At 71.2% G+C, this 23104-nt stretch carries 26 protein-coding genes; 13 read left to right on the top strand and 13 right to left on the bottom strand.

All coding sequences use genetic code 11. The annotated features are described in order from the left end of the window. Positions 1 to 57 precede the first annotated feature (57 nt). Positions 58 to 429 carry a winged helix-turn-helix transcriptional regulator gene (locus P5G59_RS00675; RefSeq protein WP_301215024.1) on the top strand — a complete coding sequence of 124 codons (372 nt, stop codon included), beginning with the start codon at positions 58 to 60 and terminating at the stop codon, positions 427 to 429. Between the two features lie 4 nt (positions 430 to 433). Here P5G59_RS00675 and P5G59_RS00670 read toward each other — a convergent pair whose 3' ends face one another. Continuing rightward, the gene (locus tag P5G59_RS00670) at positions 434 to 1465 is read right to left on the bottom strand and encodes a 4-hydroxy-3-methylbut-2-enyl diphosphate reductase (RefSeq protein ID WP_301216951.1); all 1032 of its coding nucleotides are present in this window, start codon (positions 1463 to 1465) and stop codon (positions 434 to 436) included. Between the two features lie 73 nt (positions 1466 to 1538). On the opposite strand from P5G59_RS00670, the gene xseA reads away from it, so the two are divergent. From xseA to P5G59_RS00640, 6 genes are all read left to right on the top strand, one after another. Further along, on the top strand, positions 1539 to 2825 hold the full coding sequence (gene xseA, locus P5G59_RS00665; protein ID WP_301215022.1) for an exodeoxyribonuclease VII large subunit: 1287 nt from the start codon (positions 1539 to 1541) through the stop codon (positions 2823 to 2825). Position 2826: 1 nt separating this feature from the next. After that, positions 2827 to 3087 carry an exodeoxyribonuclease VII small subunit gene (locus P5G59_RS00660; RefSeq protein WP_301215020.1) on the top strand — a complete coding sequence of 87 codons (261 nt, stop codon included), beginning with the start codon at positions 2827 to 2829 and terminating at the stop codon, positions 3085 to 3087. Next, positions 3084 to 3743, top strand: coding sequence for a DUF4245 domain-containing protein (locus P5G59_RS00655; protein ID WP_301215018.1), 660 nt, complete (start codon positions 3084 to 3086; stop codon positions 3741 to 3743). The genes P5G59_RS00660 and P5G59_RS00655 overlap by 4 nt, the downstream gene beginning before the upstream one ends. Before the next feature lie 38 nt (positions 3744 to 3781). Then, positions 3782 to 4378, top strand: coding sequence for a carbonic anhydrase (locus tag P5G59_RS00650; RefSeq protein WP_301216949.1), 597 nt, complete (start codon positions 3782 to 3784; stop codon positions 4376 to 4378). A gap of 35 nt (positions 4379 to 4413) precedes the next feature. Continuing rightward, positions 4414 to 5820 carry a class II fumarate hydratase gene (locus tag P5G59_RS00645; protein WP_301215016.1) on the top strand — a complete coding sequence of 469 codons (1407 nt, stop codon included), beginning with the start codon at positions 4414 to 4416 and terminating at the stop codon, positions 5818 to 5820. Positions 5821 to 5914: 94 nt separating this feature from the next. Then, positions 5915 to 6481 (top strand): P-loop NTPase family protein, encoded by a 567-nt coding sequence (locus P5G59_RS00640; protein WP_301215014.1) that lies wholly within the window; start codon positions 5915 to 5917, stop codon positions 6479 to 6481. A gap of 82 nt (positions 6482 to 6563) precedes the next feature. On the opposite strand, the gene phoH2 is transcribed toward P5G59_RS00640, so the two are convergent. From phoH2 to P5G59_RS00625, 3 genes are all read right to left on the bottom strand, one after another. Next, positions 6564 to 7988: an RNA 5'-3' helicase PhoH2 gene (gene phoH2 / locus P5G59_RS00635; protein ID WP_435871230.1), complete on the bottom strand. Its 1425-nt coding sequence runs from the start codon at positions 7986 to 7988 to the stop codon at positions 6564 to 6566. A 156-nt stretch (positions 7989 to 8144) separates the two neighbouring features. Beyond that, a complete protein-coding gene (locus P5G59_RS00630) occupies positions 8145 to 9263 on the bottom strand; it encodes an aminotransferase class V-fold PLP-dependent enzyme (protein WP_301215011.1) in 1119 nt (372 codons plus the stop codon). Positions 9264 to 9372: 109 nt separating this feature from the next. Continuing rightward, positions 9373 to 10170 (bottom strand): isoprenyl transferase, encoded by a 798-nt coding sequence (locus tag P5G59_RS00625; protein WP_301215009.1) that lies wholly within the window; start codon positions 10168 to 10170, stop codon positions 9373 to 9375. Between the two features lie 72 nt (positions 10171 to 10242). Here P5G59_RS00625 and trhA point away from each other — a divergent pair, with 72 nt between their 5' ends. Then, positions 10243 to 11088: a PAQR family membrane homeostasis protein TrhA gene (gene trhA, locus P5G59_RS00620; RefSeq protein WP_301215007.1), complete on the top strand. Its 846-nt coding sequence runs from the start codon at positions 10243 to 10245 to the stop codon at positions 11086 to 11088. 6 nt (positions 11089 to 11094) lie between these two features. On the opposite strand, the gene P5G59_RS00615 is transcribed toward trhA, so the two are convergent. Then, entirely contained in the window at positions 11095 to 11547 is a 453-nt protein-coding gene (locus tag P5G59_RS00615) for an Lrp/AsnC family transcriptional regulator (RefSeq protein WP_301215005.1), read from the bottom strand. Between the two features lie 113 nt (positions 11548 to 11660). On the opposite strand from P5G59_RS00615, the gene P5G59_RS00610 reads away from it, so the two are divergent. Next, positions 11661 to 12299 carry a LysE family translocator gene (locus tag P5G59_RS00610; protein WP_301215003.1) on the top strand — a complete coding sequence of 213 codons (639 nt, stop codon included), beginning with the start codon at positions 11661 to 11663 and terminating at the stop codon, positions 12297 to 12299. 4 nt (positions 12300 to 12303) lie between these two features. Here P5G59_RS00610 and P5G59_RS00605 read toward each other — a convergent pair whose 3' ends face one another. Beyond that, on the bottom strand, positions 12304 to 12588 hold the full coding sequence (locus tag P5G59_RS00605; RefSeq protein ID WP_301215001.1) for a hypothetical protein: 285 nt from the start codon (positions 12586 to 12588) through the stop codon (positions 12304 to 12306). 186 nt (positions 12589 to 12774) lie between these two features. On the opposite strand from P5G59_RS00605, the gene P5G59_RS00600 reads away from it, so the two are divergent. Then, positions 12775 to 13176, top strand: a complete 402-nt coding sequence (locus tag P5G59_RS00600; protein WP_301214999.1) for a DUF4307 domain-containing protein — start codon at positions 12775 to 12777, stop codon at positions 13174 to 13176. Positions 13177 to 13286: 110 nt separating this feature from the next. Beyond that, positions 13287 to 13778 carry a transcription elongation factor GreA gene (greA, locus tag P5G59_RS00595; RefSeq protein ID WP_301214997.1) on the top strand — a complete coding sequence of 164 codons (492 nt, stop codon included), beginning with the start codon at positions 13287 to 13289 and terminating at the stop codon, positions 13776 to 13778. A 126-nt stretch (positions 13779 to 13904) separates the two neighbouring features. Here the strand turns inward: greA and ilvA are convergent, their stop codons facing one another. The 7 genes from ilvA to P5G59_RS00560 all read right to left on the bottom strand — a co-directional run bounded on the left by ilvA (position 13905) and on the right by P5G59_RS00560 (position 21263). Beyond that, positions 13905 to 15164: a threonine ammonia-lyase gene (ilvA, locus tag P5G59_RS00590; protein WP_301214995.1), complete on the bottom strand. Its 1260-nt coding sequence runs from the start codon at positions 15162 to 15164 to the stop codon at positions 13905 to 13907. 53 nt (positions 15165 to 15217) lie between these two features. Further along, on the bottom strand, positions 15218 to 16483 hold the full coding sequence (locus tag P5G59_RS00585) for an AI-2E family transporter (protein WP_301214993.1): 1266 nt from the start codon (positions 16481 to 16483) through the stop codon (positions 15218 to 15220). A 63-nt stretch (positions 16484 to 16546) separates the two neighbouring features. After that, complete coding sequence (locus P5G59_RS00580) at positions 16547 to 17146, bottom strand: hypothetical protein (RefSeq protein ID WP_301214991.1); 600 nt, start codon at positions 17144 to 17146, stop codon at positions 16547 to 16549. 74 nt (positions 17147 to 17220) lie between these two features. Next, positions 17221 to 18288 (bottom strand): ABC transporter ATP-binding protein, encoded by a 1068-nt coding sequence (locus P5G59_RS00575; protein ID WP_301214989.1) that lies wholly within the window; start codon positions 18286 to 18288, stop codon positions 17221 to 17223. A gap of 1 nt (position 18289) precedes the next feature. Beyond that, positions 18290 to 19162 (bottom strand): ABC transporter permease, encoded by an 873-nt coding sequence (locus P5G59_RS00570; protein WP_301214987.1) that lies wholly within the window; start codon positions 19160 to 19162, stop codon positions 18290 to 18292. Beyond that, on the bottom strand, positions 19150 to 20148 hold the full coding sequence (locus tag P5G59_RS00565; protein ID WP_301216948.1) for an ABC transporter permease: 999 nt from the start codon (positions 20146 to 20148) through the stop codon (positions 19150 to 19152). Before P5G59_RS00565 ends, P5G59_RS00570 begins: the two co-directional genes overlap by 13 nt. After that, positions 20127 to 21263 (bottom strand): ABC transporter substrate-binding protein, encoded by a 1137-nt coding sequence (locus tag P5G59_RS00560; protein WP_301214985.1) that lies wholly within the window; start codon positions 21261 to 21263, stop codon positions 20127 to 20129. The genes P5G59_RS00565 and P5G59_RS00560 overlap by 22 nt, the downstream gene beginning before the upstream one ends. Before the next feature lie 140 nt (positions 21264 to 21403). Between P5G59_RS00560 and P5G59_RS00555 the strand changes: the two genes are divergently transcribed. Both P5G59_RS00555 and P5G59_RS00550 read left to right on the top strand, forming a co-directional pair. Next, a complete protein-coding gene (locus P5G59_RS00555; RefSeq protein WP_301214983.1) occupies positions 21404 to 22633 on the top strand; it encodes a winged helix-turn-helix domain-containing protein in 1230 nt (409 codons plus the stop codon). Then, on the top strand, positions 22630 to 23082 hold the full coding sequence (locus P5G59_RS00550; RefSeq protein ID WP_301214981.1) for a hypothetical protein: 453 nt from the start codon (positions 22630 to 22632) through the stop codon (positions 23080 to 23082). The genes P5G59_RS00555 and P5G59_RS00550 overlap by 4 nt, the downstream gene beginning before the upstream one ends. The last annotated feature ends 22 nt before the right edge of the window (positions 23083 to 23104 follow it).

Below are 23104 nucleotides of genomic sequence, written 5' to 3'. Positions count from 1 at the left end.
GCCGTCGGACTCAAAACTTCCCGGACGAAGGTACCCACTTTTCGGTAAGTTACTAACGTGGACACCGGTTTTGCCTCCCTCAACGGTTTCGGCTTCACGGATGGCGTGCTGCCCTCCGAATGCCCGAGCCGGATCGTGCTCAACCACGTGACGAGCACCTGGGGCGTGCTCGTGCTGGTCGCGCTCTCGCAGAGCGACCTGCGCTGGGGCGAGCTTCGCCGCACCGTGCAGGGCATCAGCGAGAAGATGCTCGCCCAGACGCTGCGCACGCTCGAGAAGGACGGGTTCGTCCTGCGCACCGCGCAGCCGACCGTGCCGCCGCGCGTCGACTACAGCCTGACCGACCGCGGCCGCGCCGTGACCGAGCACCTGCTGCCGCTGATGTCGTGGATCTCGGACAACGCCGACGACATCCTCACCGGCGCGTAGCCGGTCAGCGCCCGCGACCGCCGAGCGCCCGCGCGTCCTGCTTGCCGGTGATGTCCCTGCGGAGCTCCTTCGGCAGCGAGAACATGAGGTCCTCCTCGGCCGTCTTGACCTCCTGCACGTCGCGGTAGCCCGCGCCCGCGAGGTCGTCGAGCACCTCCTGCACGAGCACCTCCGGCACCGAGGCGCCGCTGGTGACGCCGACCGAGGAGACGCCGTCGAGCCACTCCTGCTTGATCTCGCTGGCGTAGTCGACGCGGTAGGCGGCCTTGGCGCCGTACTCGAGCGCGACCTCCACCAGGCGCACGGAGTTGGAGGAGTTGGCCGAGCCCACCACGATCACGAGTTCCGCCTGCTCGGCGACCTTCTTGATCGCGACCTGGCGGTTCTGCGTGGCGTAGCAGATGTCGTCGCTCGGTGGGTCCTGGAGGTTGGGGAAGCGCTCGCGCAGGCGGCGGACCGTCTCCATCGTCTCGTCGACCGAGAGGGTGGTCTGCGAGAGCCACACCACCCGGTCCGGGTCCTTCACGACGATCGAGTCGACGTCGTCCGGGCCGTTGACCAGGGTCACGTGGTCGGGCGCCTCGCCCGCGGTGCCCTCGACCTCTTCGTGGCCGGCGTGGCCGATGAGGAGGATCTCGCGGTCGTCGCGCGCGAACCGCACGGCCTCGCGGTGCACCTTGGTGACCAGCGGGCACGTGGCGTCGATGGCGAGCAGCCCCCGCTCGGACGCCGCGTTGACGACGGCCGGCGAGACGCCGTGCGCGGAGAACACGACGTGTGCGCCCGGCGGAACCTCGTCGACCTCGTCGACGAAGACCGCGCCCTGCTGCTCCAGCTCGGATACGACGTGCACGTTGTGGACGATCTGCTTGCGCACGTAGACGGGCGCGCCGTACAGGTCGAGCGCCTTCTCCACGGCGACCACGGCGCGGTCCACACCGGCGCAGTAACCGCGCGGAGCGGCCAGAAGCACCCGCTTGTGTCCGACGACCGGGTTATCCTGAAGCCGTCGCCTGGCGCCGGGAATGCGCGGCATCGGGAGGCTGATGGTTGCGTCGCTCACCCTTCGATCCTACGTGAGCACGCTGAGCACGGAATGGGAGGGGCCAGTGAGCCAGACCGCACCGGTCGTCATGCAGGCCGCTCCCCCGACGGCGGACGCCCCCTGGCCGGTCGCGCTGCTGAGCAGCAAGATCAAGGGCTGGATCGACCGCCTCGGCACCGCGTGGGTCGAGGGCGAGATCACGCAGTGGGGCGTCTCCGGCGGAAACGTCTACGGCAAGCTGAAAGACCTGAACGAGGACGCCACGATCAGCTTCACGATCTGGTCCTCGGTGAAGGCGCGCATCCCGGCCGACCTGAAGCAGGGCGACCGCGTCGTCGCCGCCATCAAGCCCAACTTCTGGGTCAAGGGCGGCACCCTGACGATGCAGGTCTACGACATGAAGCACGTCGGTCTCGGCGACCTGCTGGAGCGGCTGGAACGGCTGCGGCAGCAGCTCTCGTCCGAGGGCCTGTTCGCGGCGGAGCGCAAGAAGCGGCTGCCGTTCCTGCCGCACACGATCGGGCTGGTGACCGGCAAGGACTCCGACGCCGAGAAGGACGTGCTCCGCAACGCGCAGCTGCGCTGGCCGCAGGTGCGCTTCCGGGTGGTGCACGCCGCCGTCCAGGGCGAGCGGACGGTGACGGAGGTCGTCTCCGCGATCCGGACGCTGGATGCCGACCCCGAGGTCGAGGTCATCATCGTGGCGCGCGGCGGCGGTGACTTCCAGAACCTTCTCGGGTTCAGCGACGAGCGGCTCGTGCGAGCGGCCGCAGCGGCCCTCACCCCGATCGTGAGCGCGATCGGCCACGAGGCCGACCGCCCGCTGCTCGACGAGGTGGCCGATCTGCGCGCGTCGACGCCGACGGACGCCGCCAAGCGCGTCGTCCCGGACGTCGCGGAGGAGCTGGCCCGCGTGCACCAGGCGCGCGCCAGGCTCGGCACCCGGGTCACGCACCTCATCGCGCACGAGATCGACCGGATCGGCCACCTGCGCACCCGCCCGGTGCTCGCCTCCCCCTCGTGGATCGTGGATGCGCGCGCCGAGGAGCTGACGCGCTACGTCGCCCGCGGCACCGAGCTCGTCGGCCGCTGCGTCGAGCGCGAGACCACCCGGGTGGCGGAGCTGCGCGGCCAGCTGCGCGCGCTCTCGCCGCAGGGCACGCTCGACCGCGGCTACGCGATCGTGCAGACGGCCGCCGGGCACGTGGTGACCGACCCGGCCGAGGCGCCGGAGGGCGCGGAGCTGCGGCTGACGGTCTCCGGCGGGTCCCTCGCGGCGACGGCGGGCGCCGCACTGCCGTCGCCGGCCGGTCATCCACAGGCCCCAGCGGACGCCCAGCGGGCCAAATAGAATGGACGCCATGCCCACTTCCGAGACGACCCCGGCCGGGGATCCGCTCAGCACGCTCACCTACGAGGAGGCGCGCGACGAGCTGATCCGCGTGGTGCAGGAGCTCGAGCAGGGCTCGGCCACGCTGGAGGAGTCGATCGCTCTCTGGGAGCGCGGCGAGGCCCTCGCCCGGCACTGCGAGGAGTGGCTGATCGGCGCCAAGGCGCGCCTCGACGCGGCCCGCGCCGGCGCCGGCGCCCCGGGGGCGATCGACGGCGAATGAGCCCCCGCAACAAGCCGCCCGCGGTCGTCGCGGAGCTCGGCCGCCCCGAGACGCCGGAGGAGACCGCCGCCCGCAAGGCGCAGAACTCCGCGAACCACCGCAACCGGCAGACGATCAACAACCTGGTCTACTCGCTGCTGGCGACCCTCGCGATCGTCGCCGTCATCGTGCTCATCGTGCCGCGCGGCAACCCGTCGGCCACGAAGCCCGCGGTCGACTACGCCTCGATCGCCCAGCAGGCGCAGGGCAGCGAGCCCGACGCGCTGCTGGTGCCGAAGCTCCCGTCCGACTGGAAGTCGAACAACGCCGAGCTGCGCACCAAGACCTCCGACAAGGTCGACTCCTGGTACCTCGGCCTCATCACCCCGAAGCAGCAGTTCATCGGCATCACCCAGGGCTTCGGCGCGAACGACAGCTGGGTGTCCGATCAGGTGAACAAGTCGCGGATCAAGGGCACACGCGTCATCGACGGCGTGACCTGGGACGTCTACGACAACCGCACCTCCAGCTCCGACGACGGCAACGTCGAGTACGCGCTGGTCACCTCGTCCGGCGACAGCACGGTCATCGTCTTCGGCACCGCAGAAGACGCCGAGTTCCGAACGGTCGCGTCGTCGCTGGCCGGCCAGATCCACTCACTCCCAGGAGGTCAGTAGCAGTGCCAACCACGCGCCCCGGCAAGGTCTGGAACGCCATGCTCGATGGCAACGCCCGCTTCATCGCCGGCGAGCCGCAGCACCCCCACCAGGATGTGGAGCGACGCGAGAGCGTCGCGAACGGCCAGGAGCCCGTCGCCGCCGTCTTCGGCTGCGCCGACTCGCGCCTCGCCGCCGAGATCATCTTCGACATGGGGCTGGGCGACGCGTTCGTCGTCCGCAACGCGGGCCAGGTCGTCTCCGACTCTGTGATCGGGTCGCTGGAGTACGCGGTCGCCGTGCTGCACGTCCCGCTCATCCTCGTGCTCGGTCACGACAGCTGCGGCGCGGTCGCGTCGGCCATCGCCTCGCAGGCGGAGGACGCCGATCCACTGCCCCCGCACATCGCCCAGCTCATCGCCCCGATCGTCCCGGCCGTGCACCGAGTCGCGGGCGACGGAGCGGTCGACCCGGAGAGCGTCGACGCCTCCGAGGTGGGCCGCGAGCACCTGCGCGACACGGTCTCCGAGCTGCTCGCGCAGTCCGAGATCATCGCCTCCGCGGTCGCCGAGAACACTCTCGCGATCGTCGGCGCCAACTACCGGCTCGCGGAGGGCCGGGTCGTCCCTGACGTCGTCGTCGGCATGCGCGACTGACACCGATACTCCGCTCACAGAAAGGAACACACACCGTGGTGGACACCCAGGCGGGCACCGAGTACCGCATCGAGCACGACACGATGGGCGAGGTGCGCGTCCCGAAGGACGCCCTGTACAGCGCGCAGACCCAGCGTGCGGTGGAGAACTTCCCCATCTCCGGCTCCGTGCTCGAGCCGGCCCAGATCGCCGCACTCGCGCGCATCAAGAAGTCGGCCGCTCTGGCGAACGCGCGCCTCGGCGTGCTCGACCAGGAGGTCGCCGACGCGATCGCCTCGGCGGCCGACGAGGTCGCGGCCGGCGCGCACGACGCCGAGTTCCCGATCGACGTCTACCAGACCGGCTCCGGCACGTCGTCGAACATGAACATGAACGAGGTGCTCGCGACCCTCGCGTCGCAGCGCCTCGGCCGTCCGGTGCACCCGAACGACCACGTGAACGCGTCGCAGTCGTCGAACGACGTCTTCCCGACCTCGGTGCACATCGCGGTCACCGGCGCGCTCACCGACGACCTCATCCCGGCGCTCGACCATCTCGCGGTCGCGCTGGAGGAGAAGGCGGAGCTGTGGGCGGAGGCCGTCAAGAGCGGCCGGACGCACCTGATGGACGCGACCCCGGTCACCCTCGGCCAGGAGTTCGGCGGCTACGCGGCCCAGATCCGCTACGGCATCGAGCGCATCCGCGCGGCCCTCCCCCGCGTCGCCGAGGTCCCGCTGGGCGGCACGGCCGTCGGCACCGGCATCAACACGCCGCTCGGCTTCCCGCAGCTGGTCATCGAGCTGCTGACGCAGGAGACCGAGCTGCCGATCACCGAGGCGCGCAACCACTTCGAGGCGCAGGCGAACCGCGACGCGCTCGTCGAGGCCTCCGGCGCGCTGCGCACCATCGCCGTGTCGCTGACGAAGATCTCCAACGACCTGCGCTGGATGGGCTCGGGCCCGAACACGGGTCTCGGCGAGCTGCACATCCCGGACCTGCAGCCGGGCTCGTCGATCATGCCGGGCAAGGTCAACCCGGTCATCCCGGAGGCCGTGCTCATGGTCGCGTCGCGCGTCGTCGGCAACGACGCCACGATCGCCTGGAGCGGTGCATCGGGCCTGTTCGAGCTGAACGTCGCGATCCCGGTCATGGGCACCGCGCTGCTGGAGTCGATCCGCCTGCTCACCCAGGCGGGTCGTGTGCTCGCCGACAAGACGATCCGCGGCCTCGAGGCGAACCTCGACCGGGCCCGCGCGTTCGCCGAGTCGAGCCCGTCCATCGTCACCCCGTTGAACCGCGTCATCGGCTACGAGGCCGCCGCGAAGGTCGCCAAGCACGCCGTCGCGAAGGGCATGACCGTGCGCGAGGCCGTCATCGACCTCGGTTTCGTCGAGCGCGGCGAGGTCACCCTGGAGCAGCTGGACAGCGCCCTCGACGTCCTCTCGATGACGCACCCCGGCTGACCCGGCCCCTCCCAGCCGTCGGCTCCTCGGAGAATCCGTCGTCACCCCGCGTGTCGGCGGATTCTTCGCGGACACGATGGCGGAGGCTCGGGGGATGCTCCGCTTCGACGACCCGTTGCCGCGCCAGCCGCGGCGGGTGCTCGTCGCGGGTGTGTCCGGCAGCGGCAAGACGACGCTGGCGGCGCGCATCGCCGCGGTGACCGGCGGACCCCACACCGAGATCGACGGGCTGTTCCACGGCCCCGACTGGGAGCCTCGGCCGGGGTTCCGCGACGACGTCCTCGCGTTCACGGCCGAGGAGACGTGGACGACTGAGTGGCAGTACTCGTCCGTGCGGGAGCTGCTCGCGGAACGCGCTGACCTGCTGGTGTGGCTCGACCCGCCCTACTGGCGCGTCACCTTCCCGCGCGTCGTGCGCCGGACGCTGGGCCGACGCTTCCGCCGCACGGAGCTGTGGAACGGCAACCGGGAGCCACCGCTGCACACCATCCTCCGCGACCCCGAGCACATCGTCCGCTGGTCGGTCTCGACCCGCCGGACCCCCGCCGAGCGCGTCCCGGCCGCCGAGCGTGCGCATCCGCACCTCACCGTCGTGCGCCTCCGCTCGACGCGCGAGGCCGACGCCTGGCTCACCGGCCCCCTTCGCGCGTCGACCGCCTGACCCCACCATCGCTTCCTCGAAAAGTCCGGCCAGATGCGGCGTGTCGGCGGATTACTCGAGGAAGCGATGATGGGCGGGGGGGTCAGGCGAGTTCGTTGGCCTCCAGCATCTCGGTGACGAGGGCGGCGATGGCCGAGCGCTCGGAGCGGGTCAGCGTCACGTGGGCGAAGAGCGGGTGGCCCTTCAGCGTCTCGATCACGCTGGCGACCCCGTCGTGGCGGCCGACCCGCAGGTTGTCGCGCTGGGCCACATCGTGCGTCAGCACCACGCGCGAGTTCTGGCCGATGCGGCTGAGCACGGTGAGCAGCACGTTGCGCTCCAGCGACTGCGCCTCGTCGACGATCACGAACGCGTCGTGCAGCGAGCGGCCACGGATGTGCGTGAGCGGCAGCACCTCCAGGATGCCGCGGTCCAGCACCTCGTCGAGCACGTTCTGCGACACCAGCGCGCCGAGGGTGTCGAACACGGCCTGCCCCCACGGGTTCATCTTCTCGCCCTGGTCGCCCGGCAGGTAGCCGAGCTCCTGGCCGCCGACCGCGTACAGCGGGCGGAACACCATGATCTTCTTGTGCTGCCTGCGCTCGAGCACCGCCTCGAGCCCTGCGCACAGCGCGAGCGCCGACTTGCCGGTGCCGGCGCGGCCGCCGAGCGAGAGGATGCCGATCTCCGGGTCGAGCAGCAGGTCGATCGCGAGCCGCTGCTCCGCCGAGCGGCCGTGCAGGCCGAACACGTCGCGGTCTCCGCGCACGAGCTTCACCTCGCCGTCCGCCACGACGCGGCCCAGCGCCGAGCCGCGGTCGGAGTGGATGACGAGCCCCGTGTTCACCGGGATCCCGGCGGCCAGCTCGGTCCGCATCCACTCGTCTTCGTACAGCGCCGCCATCTCGTCGCTGCCGAGGTCGATGGAGTCGAGGCCGGTCCAGCCGGAGTCGACGACCTGCTCGTGCCGGTACTCCTCCGCGGCGAGGCCGATCGAGGCCGCCTTCACGCGCAGCGGCAGGTCTTTGGAGACGACGGTGACGTCGAGCCCGTCGTTGGACAGGTTCAGCGCCACGGCGAGGATGCGCGAGTCGTTGTCGCCCAGCTGCATGCCGCTCGGCAGGACCGACATGTTGGAGTGGTTGAGCTCGACGCGCAGCGACCCGCCGTCGCCGACGGGGATCGGGAAGTCGAGCCGTTCGTGCTGGACCCGCAGGTCGTCGAGGTTGCGCAGCGCCTGGCGCGCGAAGTAGCCGATCTCGGGATCGTTGCGCTTGCCCTCGAGCTCGCTCACGACCACGACCGGGATGACGACAGCGTGCTCCGCGAAGCGGAAGATGGCCTTCGGGTCGGAGAGGAGGACGGACGTGTCGAGCACGTAGGTGCGCTCGCTCGTCTTCGCCCTGTCTTCCACCGAGCCGGTCGACCGGGTTGCTGCCTGTCGGGTTGTTGATTCCGCCACGACCACTCCCACCCCGCCGCCCCCTCGGGGGCCGGCGGATCTCACTGGCGAGACGGCCGCTTGCATTCCGAGACGAACTTTCGTGGCCGTCTCGATCGGGCGCGGTGCCCGATGCGTCGAACCTACGCCCGGCCGCCGACACGGACGCACCGGATGCCGGTGTGTCGTGTTTCGGTCAGGTGAACAATCCGCCCCCACTTCGGGGAGCAGCGAGAGAGCCCGTCAGGCGACGGACGCGTACGACGTGAACGCGGCCCGCAGCATGTCGAAGGTCTCCTCCGTCGTGCCGGCGTGGACGCTGATCCGCACCGACGTCGCCCGCACGCTCGCGCTCACGCCGTGGTTGAACAGGGACGCGCCGAGCGCGGTCAGCTGTTCGGGCAGCGGCTCCAGGACGACGATGCCGGCGCGTTCGTTCGGGCTGCGGGAGGAGCTCACCGGCACGGCGAACTCGTCGGCGAGCTGGATCACGCGCTCGGCGTTGTCCGCGACGGCGGCGGCCACGGTCTCCACACCCACGGCGGCGACCTCTTCCAGCGCGGCCGCGAAGCGCGCCTCGGCGACCAGGTCCGGGTTCGAGATGGAGAAGGCGGCGGCGCCGTGGACGGGCTCCCGCACCTCGTCCCACGGCTGCTCGGGGCCGGAGCCGGTCCAGCCGCTGAACACGGGCGTCAGGTGGTCGATCGCGCGCTCGCTCAGCGCGAGGAAGCCGGTGCCCCAGCCCGCACGCAGCCACTTCTGACCGCCGGAGACGACCACGTCGGCGACCTCCCAGGGCGCGTCGACCACGCCGAACCCCTGGATGGCGTCCACGATCAGCAGCCGGTCGCCGATGACCTGCCGGATGCCGTCGATGTCGGCGAGGTAGCCGGTGCGCGAGTCCACCAGGCTCACCATGACGGCGGCGGTGTTCTCGGTCAGCTGCTCCCGGATGCGCGCGGGCGTCACGCGGCCGTGGTCGGTCTCGAGCCAGGTCGGCGTGATCACGCGGAGGGCGTGGGCGGCGCGCTCGGCGGCGTACGTCAGCGAGGGGAACTCCGCGAGCGAGAGCAGCACCTCGCCGCCGGTCAGCCCGAAGGCGGCGTGCAGGAGGCCGCTGGACGCGTTCGGCTGGAACACCACCTGGTCGGCGGGGAACCCGGTCAGGGCACCGACGGCCTCGCGCACGCGCTCGTCCTCCGCCCGCATCCGCTCGATGGTGCCGAAGCGGGCCTTCGACAGGATCTCGTACTGCCCCAGCGCCTCTGCGCGGGCCGCGGCCGACAGCGGCCCGACCCGTCCGTAGTCCAGGTACCCCGGCTCTTCGCCGAACCCAGCGGCGAACTCCTCGATCGTCGTCACCTCCCCATCCTGGCCGCCCACCCCCGAGTCCACAAAAACTGCACGCGACACGCCGCAGGAGCGTGCAGTCTTCGCGGACTCGATGGCGGCGGGAGGGATCGGAGACGGGTCAGCCGCCGTAGCGGCGCTGGCGGCGGGAGTAGTCGCGCACGGCGCGGAGGAAGTCGACCTCGCGCAGGTCGGGACCGAGCGCCTCCACGAAGTAGAACTCGCTGTGCGCGCTCTGCCACAGCATGAAGTCGCTCAGCCGCTGCTCGCCGGAGGTGCGGATGACGAGGTCGGGATCGGGCTGGCCGCCGGTGTACAGGTGCTCGCCGATCAGGTCGGGGGTGAGCAGGTCGGCGAGCGTCTCCAGGCTGCCGCCCTCCGCATGGTGGGCGGCGACGATGCTGCGCATGGCGTCGGTGATCTCCTTGCGGCCGCCGTAGCCGACCGCGAGGTTGATGTGCATGCCGGTCTTGCCCGCGGTGCGCTCCTCCGCCGCGGCGAGCGCCTCCACGAGCCGCGGCGGCAGGCCCGTGGACGTGCCCACGTGCTTCACCCGCCAGTCGCCGTACTGCGAGACGTCGTCGGCCAGCTGCGCGATGATCTCGATCAGGTCGCCGAGCTCGCCGCTGTCGCGGTTGGTGAGGTTGTCCGACGAGAGCAGGTACAGGGTGACCACCTGGATGCCGAGCTCGTCGCACCACTCCAGGAACTCGCGCATCTTGGCGGCCCCCGCGCGGTGCCCGTGCGCCACGGTCGTGAGGCCCGCCTGGCGCGCCCAGCGCCGGTTGCCGTCGATGATCATCGCGACGTGCTTCGGCAGCGCGTCGCGGTTCAGGTCGCGCCGGAGCCGCTTCTGGTAGAGCCCGTAGAGCAGCCCACTGGCCTGCAGCCGGCTCCCCGGCGATCCGCGTCCCCTCACGCTGCTACGTTAGCGCGCCAACCTCGCCCGACTCACAGCATCCGGACACCGCCGCTCCCCTACTCTTGGTCTATGACGCCCAGGAAGAGCCCGAACACCGGCACCGCCGGCGCGCGCCGCTCCGGTGAGGACGTCGCCGAGCTCCTCGAGGAGCCGGCCGCCGACCTCGACGCTGCGGACGCCGCAGTGCAGGCCGACGAGCGCGCGACGCGCGACGGCGGCCGCGATCTGCCCAACATCCCCCTGCTCGACGCCTCGCCCGCCAACCCGGCCGACATCAAGCCGACCTGGCGCGGCTGGATCCACGCCGGGACCTTTCCGGTCACGATCGCGGCCGGCATCGTCCTGATCTGCCTGGCGCACGGCGCCCCGGCGAAGTGGGCGTCCGCGGTGTTCATGCTCACGTCGATGCTGCTGTTCGGCAACTCGGCGCTCTACCACCGGTTCAACTGGCGGCCGCGCACCAAGGTGATCCTGAAGCGCATCGACCACGCCAACATCTTCCTGCTCATCGCGGGCACCTACACGCCTCTCGCGGTGCTGGCGCTTCCCCCGTCGAAGGGCATCCTGCTGCTGTCGCTGGTGTGGGCGGGCGCGCTGCTCGGCATCGGCTTCCGGGTGTTCTGGATCACGGCGCCGCGGTGGCTGTACGTCCCGATCTACGTCGCGCTGGGCTGGGCGGCCCTCATGTACATCGTCGACCTGGTAGACGCGAACGTCGCCATGATGGTCCTGGTGCTGGTGGGCGGCATCCTGTACACGATCGGCGCGGTCATCTACGGGATGAAGCGGCCGAACCCGATCCCCGGGGTCTTCGGCTTCCACGAGATCTTCCACACCCTGACGGTGCTCGCCTTCCTCTGCCACTGGACCGCGACGCTGCTCATCGCCCTCCACCCCGCCTACAACGCCGGCTGACGCCGGTCACGTGGGAAGGGCTCTGCGGCCGGTCACCTGCTTCATGACGAGGGTGGACGAGAGTTTGCGGACCCCGGGCAGTGCGCCGAGCGGGCCGTCGAACAGCTCCTGGTAGGCGGTCAGATCGGCCGTGAGCACGCGGAGCATGTAGTCCGGGTCGCCGAAGAGCCGCTCCGCCTGCACGATGTTCGGGATGGCGAGCACGCCCTCCTCGAACGCGCCGACGGTCTTCGGGTCGGTGCGGGCGATGGTGACGAACACGATCGCCTCGAAGTCGAGGCCGACCGCTGCGGGCGACACCACGGCCCGGTACTGCTCGATGACGCCGTCGCGCTCCAGTTCCCGCACCCGGCGGTGGCACGGCGACAGCGTCAGCCCGACGCGCGCGGCGAGATCGGTGAGGCTGAGCCGGCCGTCCTCCTGAAGCGCGGCAAGGATCTGGCGATCGATCGCATCCATGCGGTGGATTCTTCCACACAGAGCGCCGTTATGCCCGAAAGTCGCAAGCACCTTCGGGCCTCTTCGCCATACCTTTCCGGTAGAACCACGAACGGCCGAGAAGGAGGCACGGTATGGAGCTCTCGATGATCCTCGGCTTCTGGAGCGTCGCCGCGCTGCTCGTGTGCACGCCCGGCGCCGACTGGGCGTACGCGATCACCGCGGGGCTCGGGGGCCGCACGCTCGTGCCCTCGATCGGCGGCATCCTGTTCGGCTACGCGGTCGTGGTCGCCGCGGTCGCCGTCGGGCTGGGCGCGCTGGTCGCCGCCAACCCGGTGCTGCTCGACGCGCTCACGGTCGGCGGCGCGCTGTACCTGCTGTGGCTCGGGATCGGCGGGCTGGTGCGCTCTGCCCGTCCGCTCGCCGCGCAGGCGGAGGCGCAGACCGCGGCCGTCGTGGCGTCGCCGGTGGGCTCTTTCCTGCGCGGCGCGGGGGTGAGCGGCTTCAACCCGAAGGGGCTGCTGGTGCTGGTCGCGCTGGTCCCCCAGTTCACGACCGCGCACGGCGCGTGGGCGCCGGCCGCGCAGATGCTGGTGCTCGGCGGGCTGTTCGTCGGCACCTGCGCCGTGGTCTACCTCGGCGTCGCGGTGCTCGCCCGGCGACTGCTCTCGGCGCGCCCGCGCGGCACGATCGTGATGGCGCGCGTGTCGGCCGTCGCGATGACGCTCATCGGCCTCTCGCTGCTGATCGAGCGGGCCGTGCAGCTGCTCTGAGTCGTCAGCGCCGCGTCGTACCCGCGTCGTCGTCGCCGCGCGCGTCGGCGGCAGCGGCCTCGGCCTCCTCGGCGTCCAGCTTCTCGGCGATCTCGGCGCGGTAGCGGACCCGGCGGATGCGGCGCACCATGTCCAGCACGAGCAGGACGACGGCGACCGCGATCAGGAACGTGACGAGGAATCCCAGCAGGCCCGGAGTGACCGAGTCGTCGCTCGGGCTGCCGGAGGGCGTGGGGGTCGGCGTCGCCGCGAGCCGGACGGACGCGCGCAGCAGGGCGTCGTGGATCACGCACCCACCTCCGGCAGAGCGAAGCGGTCGGTCTCGGGCATCACGGTCTCCACTTTCACATCGACGAGCAGGAGGCGGGCGAAGGCATTCACAGCTTCGTCTCCTAGGCTTGTCTCAGCCTACCGTCGCCCGGCGGGAGGCCCCTGAGACCGGGAGGGTTGTGCTGGACGGCATGGCGGTGCACGCATGACGGCGACCCCGACCCTCGACACCCGGTACGGCCGCACCCCGCAGCGCAAGCGGCGCGACCGCTGGCTGCTGATCGGCGGCTTCATCGGGATGGTCGCGGTCGTCACCGCCTGGGTGTTCTGGGCGGGCTGGGACAACAACGGCGCCGACCTCGAGACCACCGACACCGCGTACACGATCCCCGACGACCACCACGTCGACATCTCTTTCACCATCAACGCGCCGCCCGGGACGCCGGTGACATGCGCCCTGCAGGCGCTCAACGAGGACTTCGCCATCGTCGGCTGGCGCGTCGTCGAGTACCCCGGATCCGACACCCGCGTGACCACGCACAACGAGAGCATCCGCACGATCATGAAGCCCAACACGGGTTTGATCAACACCTGCTGGCTGACCTAGTATTGTGCGGATACGCCCCGGCATCGCCGGGGCGTCGACTTTACACCCGGTAGTCAGACCGGCCCATCAGCCGACGCGGTGACATCCGCACAGGCGCGAAGGAGTTCATCATGTCCCAGGAGTCTCAGGTCACGTTTCTGACCCAGGACGCGTACGACCGTCTCTCGGCCGAACTCGAGGAGCTCAGCGTCAACGGCCGTAACGAGATCGCGAAGCGCATCGAGGCGGCCCGCGAGGAGGGCGACCTCAAGGAGAACGGCGGCTACCACGCCGCCAAGGAGGAGCAGGGCAAGATCGAGGCCCGCATCGTGCAGCTCACGAACCTGCTGCGCAGCGCGACCGTCGGCGCCGCTCCGGAGAGCCACGGCGTCGTCGAGCCGGGCACCGTCATCACCGCGACGATCGCGGGCGACGAGAGCGTCTTCCTGATCGGCAACCGCGAGATCGCGACCGGCACCGACCTCCCGGTCTACAGCGAGCAGAGCCCGCTCGGCGCCGCGATCCTCGGCCTCAAGGTCGGCGACAAGACCGAGTACACGGCCCCCAACGGCCGCCAGATCCCGGTCGAGGTCACCAAGGTCGAGACCTACTCCGGCCAGTAACCCTCCGCGGGAGCCGCCGCAGCCAAGAGCTCCGGACTTCTTCGACCGAATCCACGCGATTCGCTCGAAAAAGTCCGGAGCTCTTGGCGTGGGAGGCGTGCGGGCGCGCTCAGGGCGGGGGTGGGGCTACTCGTCGTCGACGACGGGGTCGTAGCCCGCGGCGCGGAGAGCGTCGATGACGTGGCTGCGGTGCTCGGTGCCGCGCGTCTCCACGCTGACGTCGAGCTCGACCTGGCTGAGCTGCATGCCGCGGCCGTGGCGCGTGTGCAGCACCTCCACGACGTTCGCGTTGACGCCCGCCAGGATCTCGGCGATGCGGGCGAGCTGCCCTGGCCGGTCGGGCAGCATGATCCGCAGCTTGAGGTAGCGGTCGGAGGCCGCGAGGCCCTGGCTGATCACGCGCTGCATGAGCAGCGGGTCGATGTTTCCGCCCGAGAGGATCGCCACCGTCGTCCCGTCGGCCGGCACTTGGCCGGTCAGGATGGCGGCGACCCCCGCGGCGCCGGCCGGCTCCACGACGAGCTTGGCCCGCTCCAGGAGCACCACCATGGCGCGCGCGATGTCGTCCTCCGACACCGCGACCACGGCGTCCACCGCCTCGCGGATGATCTCGAAGTTGAGCGCGCCCGGACGGCGCACCGCGATGCCGTCGGCGATCGTCGCGAGGAGCGCGATGTCGGTCGGCTCGCCCGCCGCGAGCGAGGGCGGGTACGCGGCGGCGTTGGCGGCCTGCACGCCGATCACGCGGACCGTGCGCCCCTCCACTGCCGCCCGCTGCTTGATGGCGCTGGCGACGCCGGAGATCAGTCCCCCGCCGCCGATCGGCACCACGACGGTCGCGACGTCGGGCACCGCGTCCAGGATCTCCAGGCCCAGCGTGCCCTGGCCTGCGATCACATCCGGATGGTCGAACGGCGGGATGAGCACCGCGCCCGTCTCGGCCGCGAAGTCCGCCGCCGCCTGCAGCGTCTCGTCGACGATGCTGCCGCTCAGCACCACGTCGGCGCCGTACGCCCGCGTCGCCTGGAACTTGGGGATCGCGACGCCCACCGGCATGAAGATCGTGGCGTGGATGCCGAGCTCGCGCGCCGCGAAGGCGACGCCCTGCGCGTGGTTGCCGGCGGACGCGGCGACGACTCCGCGCTCGCGCTCCTCGGCGCTCAGCTTCGACAGCCGGTTGTACGCGCCGCGGATCTTGTACGACCCGGTGCGCTGCAGATTCTCGCACTGGAGCAGCACGGGCGCGCCGAGCAGGTCGGACAGGTAGCGCGAGCTCTCCATCGGCGTCGGCTGGGCGACGCGGGCGACGATGGCCCTGGCGGCCTCGAACTCACCGAGGCCGGGGCCGGCGAACGGGGTGCGCGTGTGATCGGTCGCGGTTGCCACGTGGTCAGCCTACCGGCGGACGTATTCTCCCGGCCGCATGGGGTTTGCCGCGGTCATGACCGCGCCGGAGGCTTCCGCACCGGCCGAGGCACGGTCTCCCAGATGGCGCGGTCGGGCACGTCCTTCCACACCGCGCTGGGATCGGTCCGCCAGACGCCGCTGGAGACGTAGTGCACCATCACGTTGAGCACCGCGACGAACGGCACGGCGAACAGCGCGCCCGGAATGCCGGCGAGCAGGGATCCGGCGGCGACGGCGAGCACCACGGCGAGCGGGTGCACCTTGACGGCCGAGCCCATGATGAGCGGCTGCAGGATGTGTCCCTCGATCTGCTGCACCAGCAGCACGACGCCGAGCATGATGAGCGCGAACACCCATCCCTTGAACACGAGCGCGATGAACACGGCGAGCGCGCCGGTGACGACCGCGCCGACGACGGGGATGAACGACCCGAGGAAGACCAGCACCGCGATCGGGAGGACGAGCGGCAGCCCGAGGAAGAAGGCGCCGAGGCCGATGCCGAGCGCGTCGATGGACGCGACGAGCACCTGCACCTTGGCGAAGTTGCGGAGGGTGACCCAGCCCGCCTTGCCCGCGCCGTCGACTGCGGGGCGCGCCCGCTTCGGGAAGATCCGGACGATCCACGCCCAGATGCCCTTGCCGTCGATCAGGATGAAGATGGTGCTGAACAGGGTGAGCAGCGCGCCGGCGAGCACGTGACCCAGCGTCGAGCCGACCGACAGGGCGCCGGAGAGGAAGACCTGGCCGTCCTGCTGGATCGACTTCCCGAGCGAGGAGAACGCGCCGCTGATCTGGTCGTGGGTGAGCCCGAGCGGGCCGGTGGTCAGCCACTGCTGCAGGCCGTTGAACGCGGTGACCGTCTGATCCCGCAGCTGGGCGCTCTGCCGCGTCACCTGCCAGATCGCGAGGTAGAACAGGCCGGCCACGACGACGACCAGCACGATCAGGACCGTGACGATCGCGAGCCACTTCGGCCAGCGGTGCCGGATGAGGAAGTCCTTGAACGGCACCAGCAGACCGGAGAGCAGCACGGCGATCAGCACCGGGATGACGATCAGCTTGAGCTGGATGATGAGGAAGATGAGCACCGCGATGACGGCGCCGACCACCAGCAGGCGCCAGGACCAGGCGCCCGCGATCCGCATCCCGCGCGGCACCGCCTCGTCGGCCGGCTCGACCGGCTCGCCGAGCTCGCGGCGGCGGCGCTGGAACCAGGAGCGCGCGGGCGCGCGGTTGGTCTCGGCCGCCTCGCCGGGCGTCGGAACGTGCGGCTGGGCGGGGCGGTCGATGTCTGACATGCCCGTCAGTGTATGCCGGGCCGCCGACCGATCAATGAACGGGCCACGCGGTTGCCGGGGGCCTCACAGTTGGATGATGAGCGGCGGGTACTCGATGGCGGTGCGGAACCACTGCCAGCCCGCGCCTCCCGTCTGCTGGATGGACGCGTAGGTCACCTGCGTCGGCGGCACGCTCTTCAGGCCGACCACGATCGCGACGTTGCCGTTGACCGTGCGCGGGCCGAGTCCCGTCGGCGTCGTGCCGCCGGCGTAGCCGCCCACGTTGAGGTTCACGGCGCCGTTCGCCGTGACGACGAAGGTCACGAGGTAGTCGCTCACCGTCGTGGCGCCGTAGTCGCCCGGGGTGAAGTGCACCGAGACCCCCGGTCCGCCCGACGGCGTCGGACGGAAGCTGAACGACGCGTACGGCGTGCCGGTCGTGTCCGTCTGCATGATGTCGGGGGCGATCAGGGTGAGGTTGGTCCGTCCCTTCCCCACCGTGTGGGTGGGGCTGATGGTGTCGATGGGGCGGAACCACGGGAAGGTGATGACATCGCGCACGGTGATGCGGTGCGCGATGTCCGTGAGGGACTGGGTTCGCTCGAACGTCGCGGGATCGATCGGCACAGCGGCTTCCTGGTCCTCCCCCGCGCGCTCCCCCGAGAGTGGAGACTCGCTGGACATGCGCGGACTCTACTCCGGAGGTCGCGCCACGGGACTGCCCGGTTTCCGGACAGCGCGGCGTCCGGATCCCGACGTCAGGCGTCGGCGCGCGGAGCGACCGTCACCGGCGAGCCCGTCAGCGCGACGGACACCCTGTCGCCCGGCTCCGGACGCTCGCGCGCGCCGTGCTGGAGCGCGAGCTCGGTGCCGTCCGCCAGGCGCACGCGGGTGCGGCGGAGCGCGCCGAGGAAGCTCGTGGTGAGCACGACGGCGGGGAGGCCGTCCGCCGCGAGCAGCACGTCCTCCGGCCGCAGGTAGGCGGTGACCGGCCCGTCGGCGACCTCCGACGCCAGCGGCACCTCCTGGCCGAGCACCTGCAGGCGCCCGCCCGCGACCGTGCCGTCGACGCGATTCGTCAGACCCACGAACTCCGCCACGAACGCCGTCGCCGGGCGGTGGTAGAGCTCCTCGGGGCTGCCGATCTGCTCGATCCGGCCCGACCGCATGACGGCGACCCGGTCGGCGACGGCGAGCGCCTCCTCCTGGTCGTGGGTGACGAAGAAGGTGGTGATGCCGAGCTCGGTCTGGATGCGGCGGATCTCGTCCCGGAGCTGGACCCTGACCTTCGCGTCGAGCGCCGACAGCGGTTCGTCGAGCAGCAGCACCCGCGGCTCGGTGACGAGCGCGCGGGCGAGCGCGACGCGCTGCTGCTGGCCGCCGGAGAGCTGGTGGGCGTAGCGGCCCGCGTGGTGGTCGAGGCCGACCAGCTCCAGTGCCGCTTCGGCCCGGCGGCGGCGCTCGGCCGGGGCGACACGGCGCATCCGGAGACCGAACTCCACGTTCTGGCCCGACGTCAGGTGCGGGAACAGCGAGTACGACTGGAACACCATCCCGAGGTCGCGGCGGTTGGTCGGCTCGTCGGTGACGTCGCGACCGTCGATGAGGATGCTGCCGCTGTCGACCCGCTCGAGGCCGGCCAGCGAGCGCAGCGCGGTCGTCTTGCCGCATCCGCTCGGGCCGAGCAGGGCGATCAGCTCGCCGGGCGCGGCCGCCAGGTCGAAGCCGGAGAGGCCGGCCCCGCCGCCGAAGTCGCGGACGAGGTCGCGCAACTTCACCGTGGATCCGGTGCGCGCGCCGAGGAGGGGCGTTTCGAGGGCGGTCATGTCAGCCTTTCGCGGTGCGCCGGCGCCGCACGCTCACGAGGCGGTCGACGGCGACGAGGAGGACGAACGCGAACACCAGCGCGAGGAGCGCGAAGATGACCGCGACGAAGGGGTCGGACTGCGACACCAGCAGCAGGGAGGTCTGCAGGTTGACGCGGGAGAGCAGCGAGGCGATGGTGAATTCGCCCAGGACGACGGCGACCGAGAGCGCGGAGGCGGCCAGGATGCCGCGGCGCAGGTTCGGGACGAGCACGCGCCAGAACACGGTCCACCAGCCGGCGCCGAGGGAGCGCGCGGCCTCGCTGAGGGTGACCATGTCGACGCCGGCGACATTGCTCTGGATCGCGCGGTACGCGTACGGCAGCACGGTGATGCCGTAGGCGAAGGCGAGCGTCCAGGCTCCGGAGCCGAACACCTCGGTGACGACGGCGTAGGTCGGCGCGAGCCCGACGACCATCACGATCGCGGGGATCATGATCGGCAGCAGGCAGACGCCTTCGAGCAGGCGGCGCAGCTTCGGGAAGCGGAGCTCCACCAGCACGATCGTCGGCAGCAGCACGAGCAGCACGATCGCGACGGTCACCGCCGCCAGCACGAGCGAGTTGCCGAGCCCCTGGTAGACGCGGTCGTAGCGCGTCGTCTCGCCGGAGAACACCGCGACCCAGCGGTCGAGAGTGTAGACGCCGGGCTTCGGCCCGCGCAGGGTGAACTCCACCATCGAGAGCAGCGGGATGAGGAAGAACAGCCCGAGCACCACCCAGATCACGGTCCGGACGGTGCGGCCAGGACCGAGGCGCAGCTCGGGGGCGCGACGGCGGCGCGCCGGCCCCGCCTGCGCCGGCTGCACATCCACCGCCCGGGTCACCGCTGCCACCGCGCGGTCCGGCGCACCAGCGCCGAGTAGGCGAGCATGACGACGACCATGACCACGAGCATCCCGAGCGCCATCGCCCCCGCGAGGTTCGCCCGGCCGAGCACGGTCTCGCTGATCAGCGCCTGGCGGATCTGCAGCGACACGATGTTGTTCGCCTGGCCGACCAGGGCCGCGGCGGTCGCGTACGACGAGAACGCGTTCGCGAACAGGAGCAGCAGGCTGCCGAGGAACGACGGAAGCAGGATGGGGCCGCCCACGCGCGTCCAGTACGTCCAGCGACTGCCGCCGAGGGTCGCTGTCGCCTCCAGCCACTGGGGACGCAGGCCCTCCAGCGCGGGCAGGAAGGTGATGACCATGAGCGGGATCTGGAAGTAGAGGTACGGCAGGATGAGGCCGGGCACGGTGTAGAGCCAGACGCCGTTCTCGTAGATGTTGATGTGCGCGAGGTTCCGCAGCAGAACGGTGACCAGGCCCTGCGCACCGATGGTGGCGATGAACGCGAACGCGAGCATCACGCCGCCGAACTGGGCGAGGACGCTGCTGGCCGAGTCCACGAGCGAGCGCGTCACGCCTCCCGGACGGGAGCGGAGCATGGCGAAGCAGAGCGCGGCGCCGGCGATCGCCCCCACGATCGCGGTGACCGCGGAGAGCCAGAACGCGCCGAAGAACGAACCCGCGATGGCCGGCTCGGCGAGCCCGGAGAGGTTCGACCAGGTGAAGCGGCCCTCGCCGTCCACGAACCCGCTGCCGACGGCGACGACGGTCGGGATGGCGAGGAACACCACCACGTAGAAGGCGAAGGGGGTCAGCCCCAGCACGGCCGCGACGCCGCCCCGGCGCCGGCGCCCGGCCCGCGCTCCGGCGGGCCGGGCCGACGACGGCTGCCGCCGGGGCTCCGTCACGGAGCTCCCGGCGGCAGTGCGTCCGGCCGCGGGCGCCGCAGCGCCTGCGACGGTGTCGGTCATCAGCCGACCGCGTTCGCCCAGGTGGAGTTGAGCAGGGTGCCCGCGTCGGTGGCCTGCTTGTCCGTCATGACGGCCACCTTGTCCAGCTTGCCCGGGAAGTCGGCCTTGTCCAGCGTGCCGGCCTTCTCCATCGCGTCGACGCGGGCAGGGTAGGCGCCGCCCTTCAGCCACGCGTTCTGGGCGGCGTCGCTGTAGAGGTACTCCTCCCACAGGCGGGCGGCCGCGGGGTGCGGGGCGTCCTTGTTGATGGCCTGGTTGTAGTAGCCGACGTACGCGGTGCCCGGGAGCACGACGTACTTCCAGTTCACGCCGCCGCCCTTGATGGTGTCGGAGGTGGCGTAGCCCTTCTGGTTGAACGACCAGTCGAGCAGCACCGGGGTCTCACCGGAGGCGATGGTGTTCGGCTTGCCGTCGGCGGCGTTCCAGTTGCCCGCCTTCTTGAGCTTGCCGAACCACTCGACGCCCTTGCTCAGGTCGTCCAGCGTCCCGCCGTTCTGCAGGGTCGCGTACGCGACCGCGCCGGCCGCGGCGGCCGCCTGGGTCGGGTTGCCGTTGAGCGCGACGGCGCCCTTGAATTCGGGCTTCAGCAGGTCGTCGAAGCTCTTCGGCGCCGTCTTGATCTTGTTGGCGTCGTAGCCGACCGCCATGACGCCGTAGTAGCCGACCTTCCAGAGGCCGTCCTTCTCCTTCTGGTTCTCGGGGATGTCGTCCCACCCGGTCGGCTTGTACGGCGCGAAGTACTCGGTGTTCGCGAGCGCGACCGAGGAGCCGATGTCGAACGTGTCCGGAGCGGTGTCCTGGCCCTTGAGCTTCTTGGCGGCGTCGATCTCCTCCTGGCTGGAGGCACTGTCCTGGCTCGGGTTGATGGTGATCCCGTACTTCTTGGTGAAGCCGTCGAAGATCTCCTGGTAGTTCGCCCAGTCGCCCGGCGTCGCGATGATGTTGAGGCTGCCCTCCTTCTTCGCGGCCGCGACCAGCGCGTCCATGCCCCCGGCGGACGCGACGTCGGTGGCGGTCTTGATCTTCGAGGGGTCCTCGGTGCTGGCGTTCGCCCCGCCCGAGCAGGCGGCGAGCGAGAGTGCGACGACGGTGGCCGCGGCGGCGAGGCCGGCGACACGTGCGCGCTTGTTGATCACGGGTTTCCTCCAGTGCAGGTGTCGCCCGGGCGGAGCGCCCGGACTCGCGTCACGCTAGAAAGGCCAGGCGTCCGGCCGGTCGCGCGCGGGTGACGGCTCGGTGAACGTCCGATGTCCGGGGTTGTCGGTAGGGTCGAGCCGTGGTCGAACAGGTCTCCCCCGCTCTCGCCCGACGCATCGCGCTCGCCGCCCAGGGGTTCGGGAGGCCGCGGCCCGCAGTCGTCGGCACGCGCCAGCTCAACGGGCTGATCGACCGGCTCGGGCTGCTGCAGATCGACTCGGTGAACGTGTTCGAGCGCAGCCACTACCTGCCCGCCTTCGCCCGGCTCGGCTCGTACGACCGCACGCTGCTCGACCGGCTGACCTTCGACGGCCGCGGCCCGCACACCGAGTACTGGCCGCACGAGGCCGCCTTCATGCGCAAGGAGGACTGGCCTCTGTTCGCCTGGCGGATGCGCGCCTACCGCGAGCGCTACGGCGGTCCGGGCAGCTGGTTCGAGGTCAACGACAGCACCGTCGAGTGGCTTCGCTCGGAGCTCGCGACGCGTGGCCCGCTGGTCGCGGGCGAGATCGAGCACGACGCGAACCACCGCACGGGTCCGTGGTGGGGCTGGTCGGAGGTGAAGCGGGCGCTCGAGCGGATGTTCCTGTTCGGCGAGGTCGCGATCGCCGGGCGCACGCGGTTCCAGCGCCGCTACGCGCTGGCGGAGGACGTGCTGCCCGCGAGCGTCCTGTCGCGCACAGTCGACGACGCCGACGCCATCCGCGAGCTGCTGCGCCGCGCCGCGGTCGCCTACGGCATCGGCACCGCGCGCGACTTCGCCGACTACTACCGCATCAAGGGTCCGCGGGTCTCGGTCGCACTGCAGGAGCTGGAGGACACGGGCGAGCTCATCCCGGTGACCGTCCCCGGCTGGGAGAGCGCGGGTCGTCCGGTCAAGGCGTGGCTGCACCGCGACGCCCGCAAGCCGCGCAGCATCGAGGCCGCCGCGCTGCTCTCGCCGTTCGACCCCGTGGTGTGGTTCCGCGACCGGGCGCTGCGGATGTTCGGGTTCCACTACCGGATCGAGATCTACACGCCGGCGCCGCAGCGGGTCTACGGCTACTACTCGCTGCCCATCCTCCTCGACGACGCGCTGGTCGGCCGCATCGACCTGAAGAGCGACCGCCAGGCCGGCGTGCTGCGCGTCCAGTCGGCGTGGACCGAGCCGGGCGCGCCGGCCGCGACGCTCGACCGGCTCGTCCCGCTGCTCCACGAGACCGCCGCCTGGCAGGGCCTGGAGCGGGTGGAGGTCGCCGACGGCGCCCGCGGCGACCTCGCTCCCCTCCTCGCGGACGCGCTCCGCGCGGGGGTAGGGTTCGGGGCATGACGTCACCGCTGGACTATTTGGACGAGGACGGGGCCGACGAGGCCGACTACGAGTCGCCGATGCGCGAGCTGTACGCGTACCGCGACGGCGACACCTGGCTGGACGGCATCGTCACCGGGGTCAGACCGCACGGCGCCGCCGACGGCGGCACCCTCGTGCAGTTCGACGGCCGGATGTGGGTGCCCGCCCGCGAGGTGCGGCGATCGGACCACTACATCGCCGTGCTGCTGAACCCGGACTCGGAGGTGTACGCCGAGGTCATCCAGTCGTTCGTCGACGGGCAGCCGAAGGAGGTCATCCGCGACGTCTCGACCGTCGGCGACGGCGACAACGTCGGCACCGAGTGGCGCCTGCTGGACGAGCCCGCCACGGGCACGCGCGTCCGCTACCGCTACACGGGCACCGCAGAGCTGCCCGAGCCCGACGAGGACGAGACCGCCGCCGTCTGAGCCGCGCCCGCGACTGCGGGCC

Source organism: Leifsonia virtsii (assembly GCF_030433675.1).
GTDB classification, from domain to species: domain Bacteria; phylum Actinomycetota; class Actinomycetes; order Actinomycetales; family Microbacteriaceae; genus Leifsonia; species Leifsonia virtsii.
Note: the sequence above shows the minus strand (reverse complement) of the source record. Positions and strands in the feature narration are given on the sequence as shown.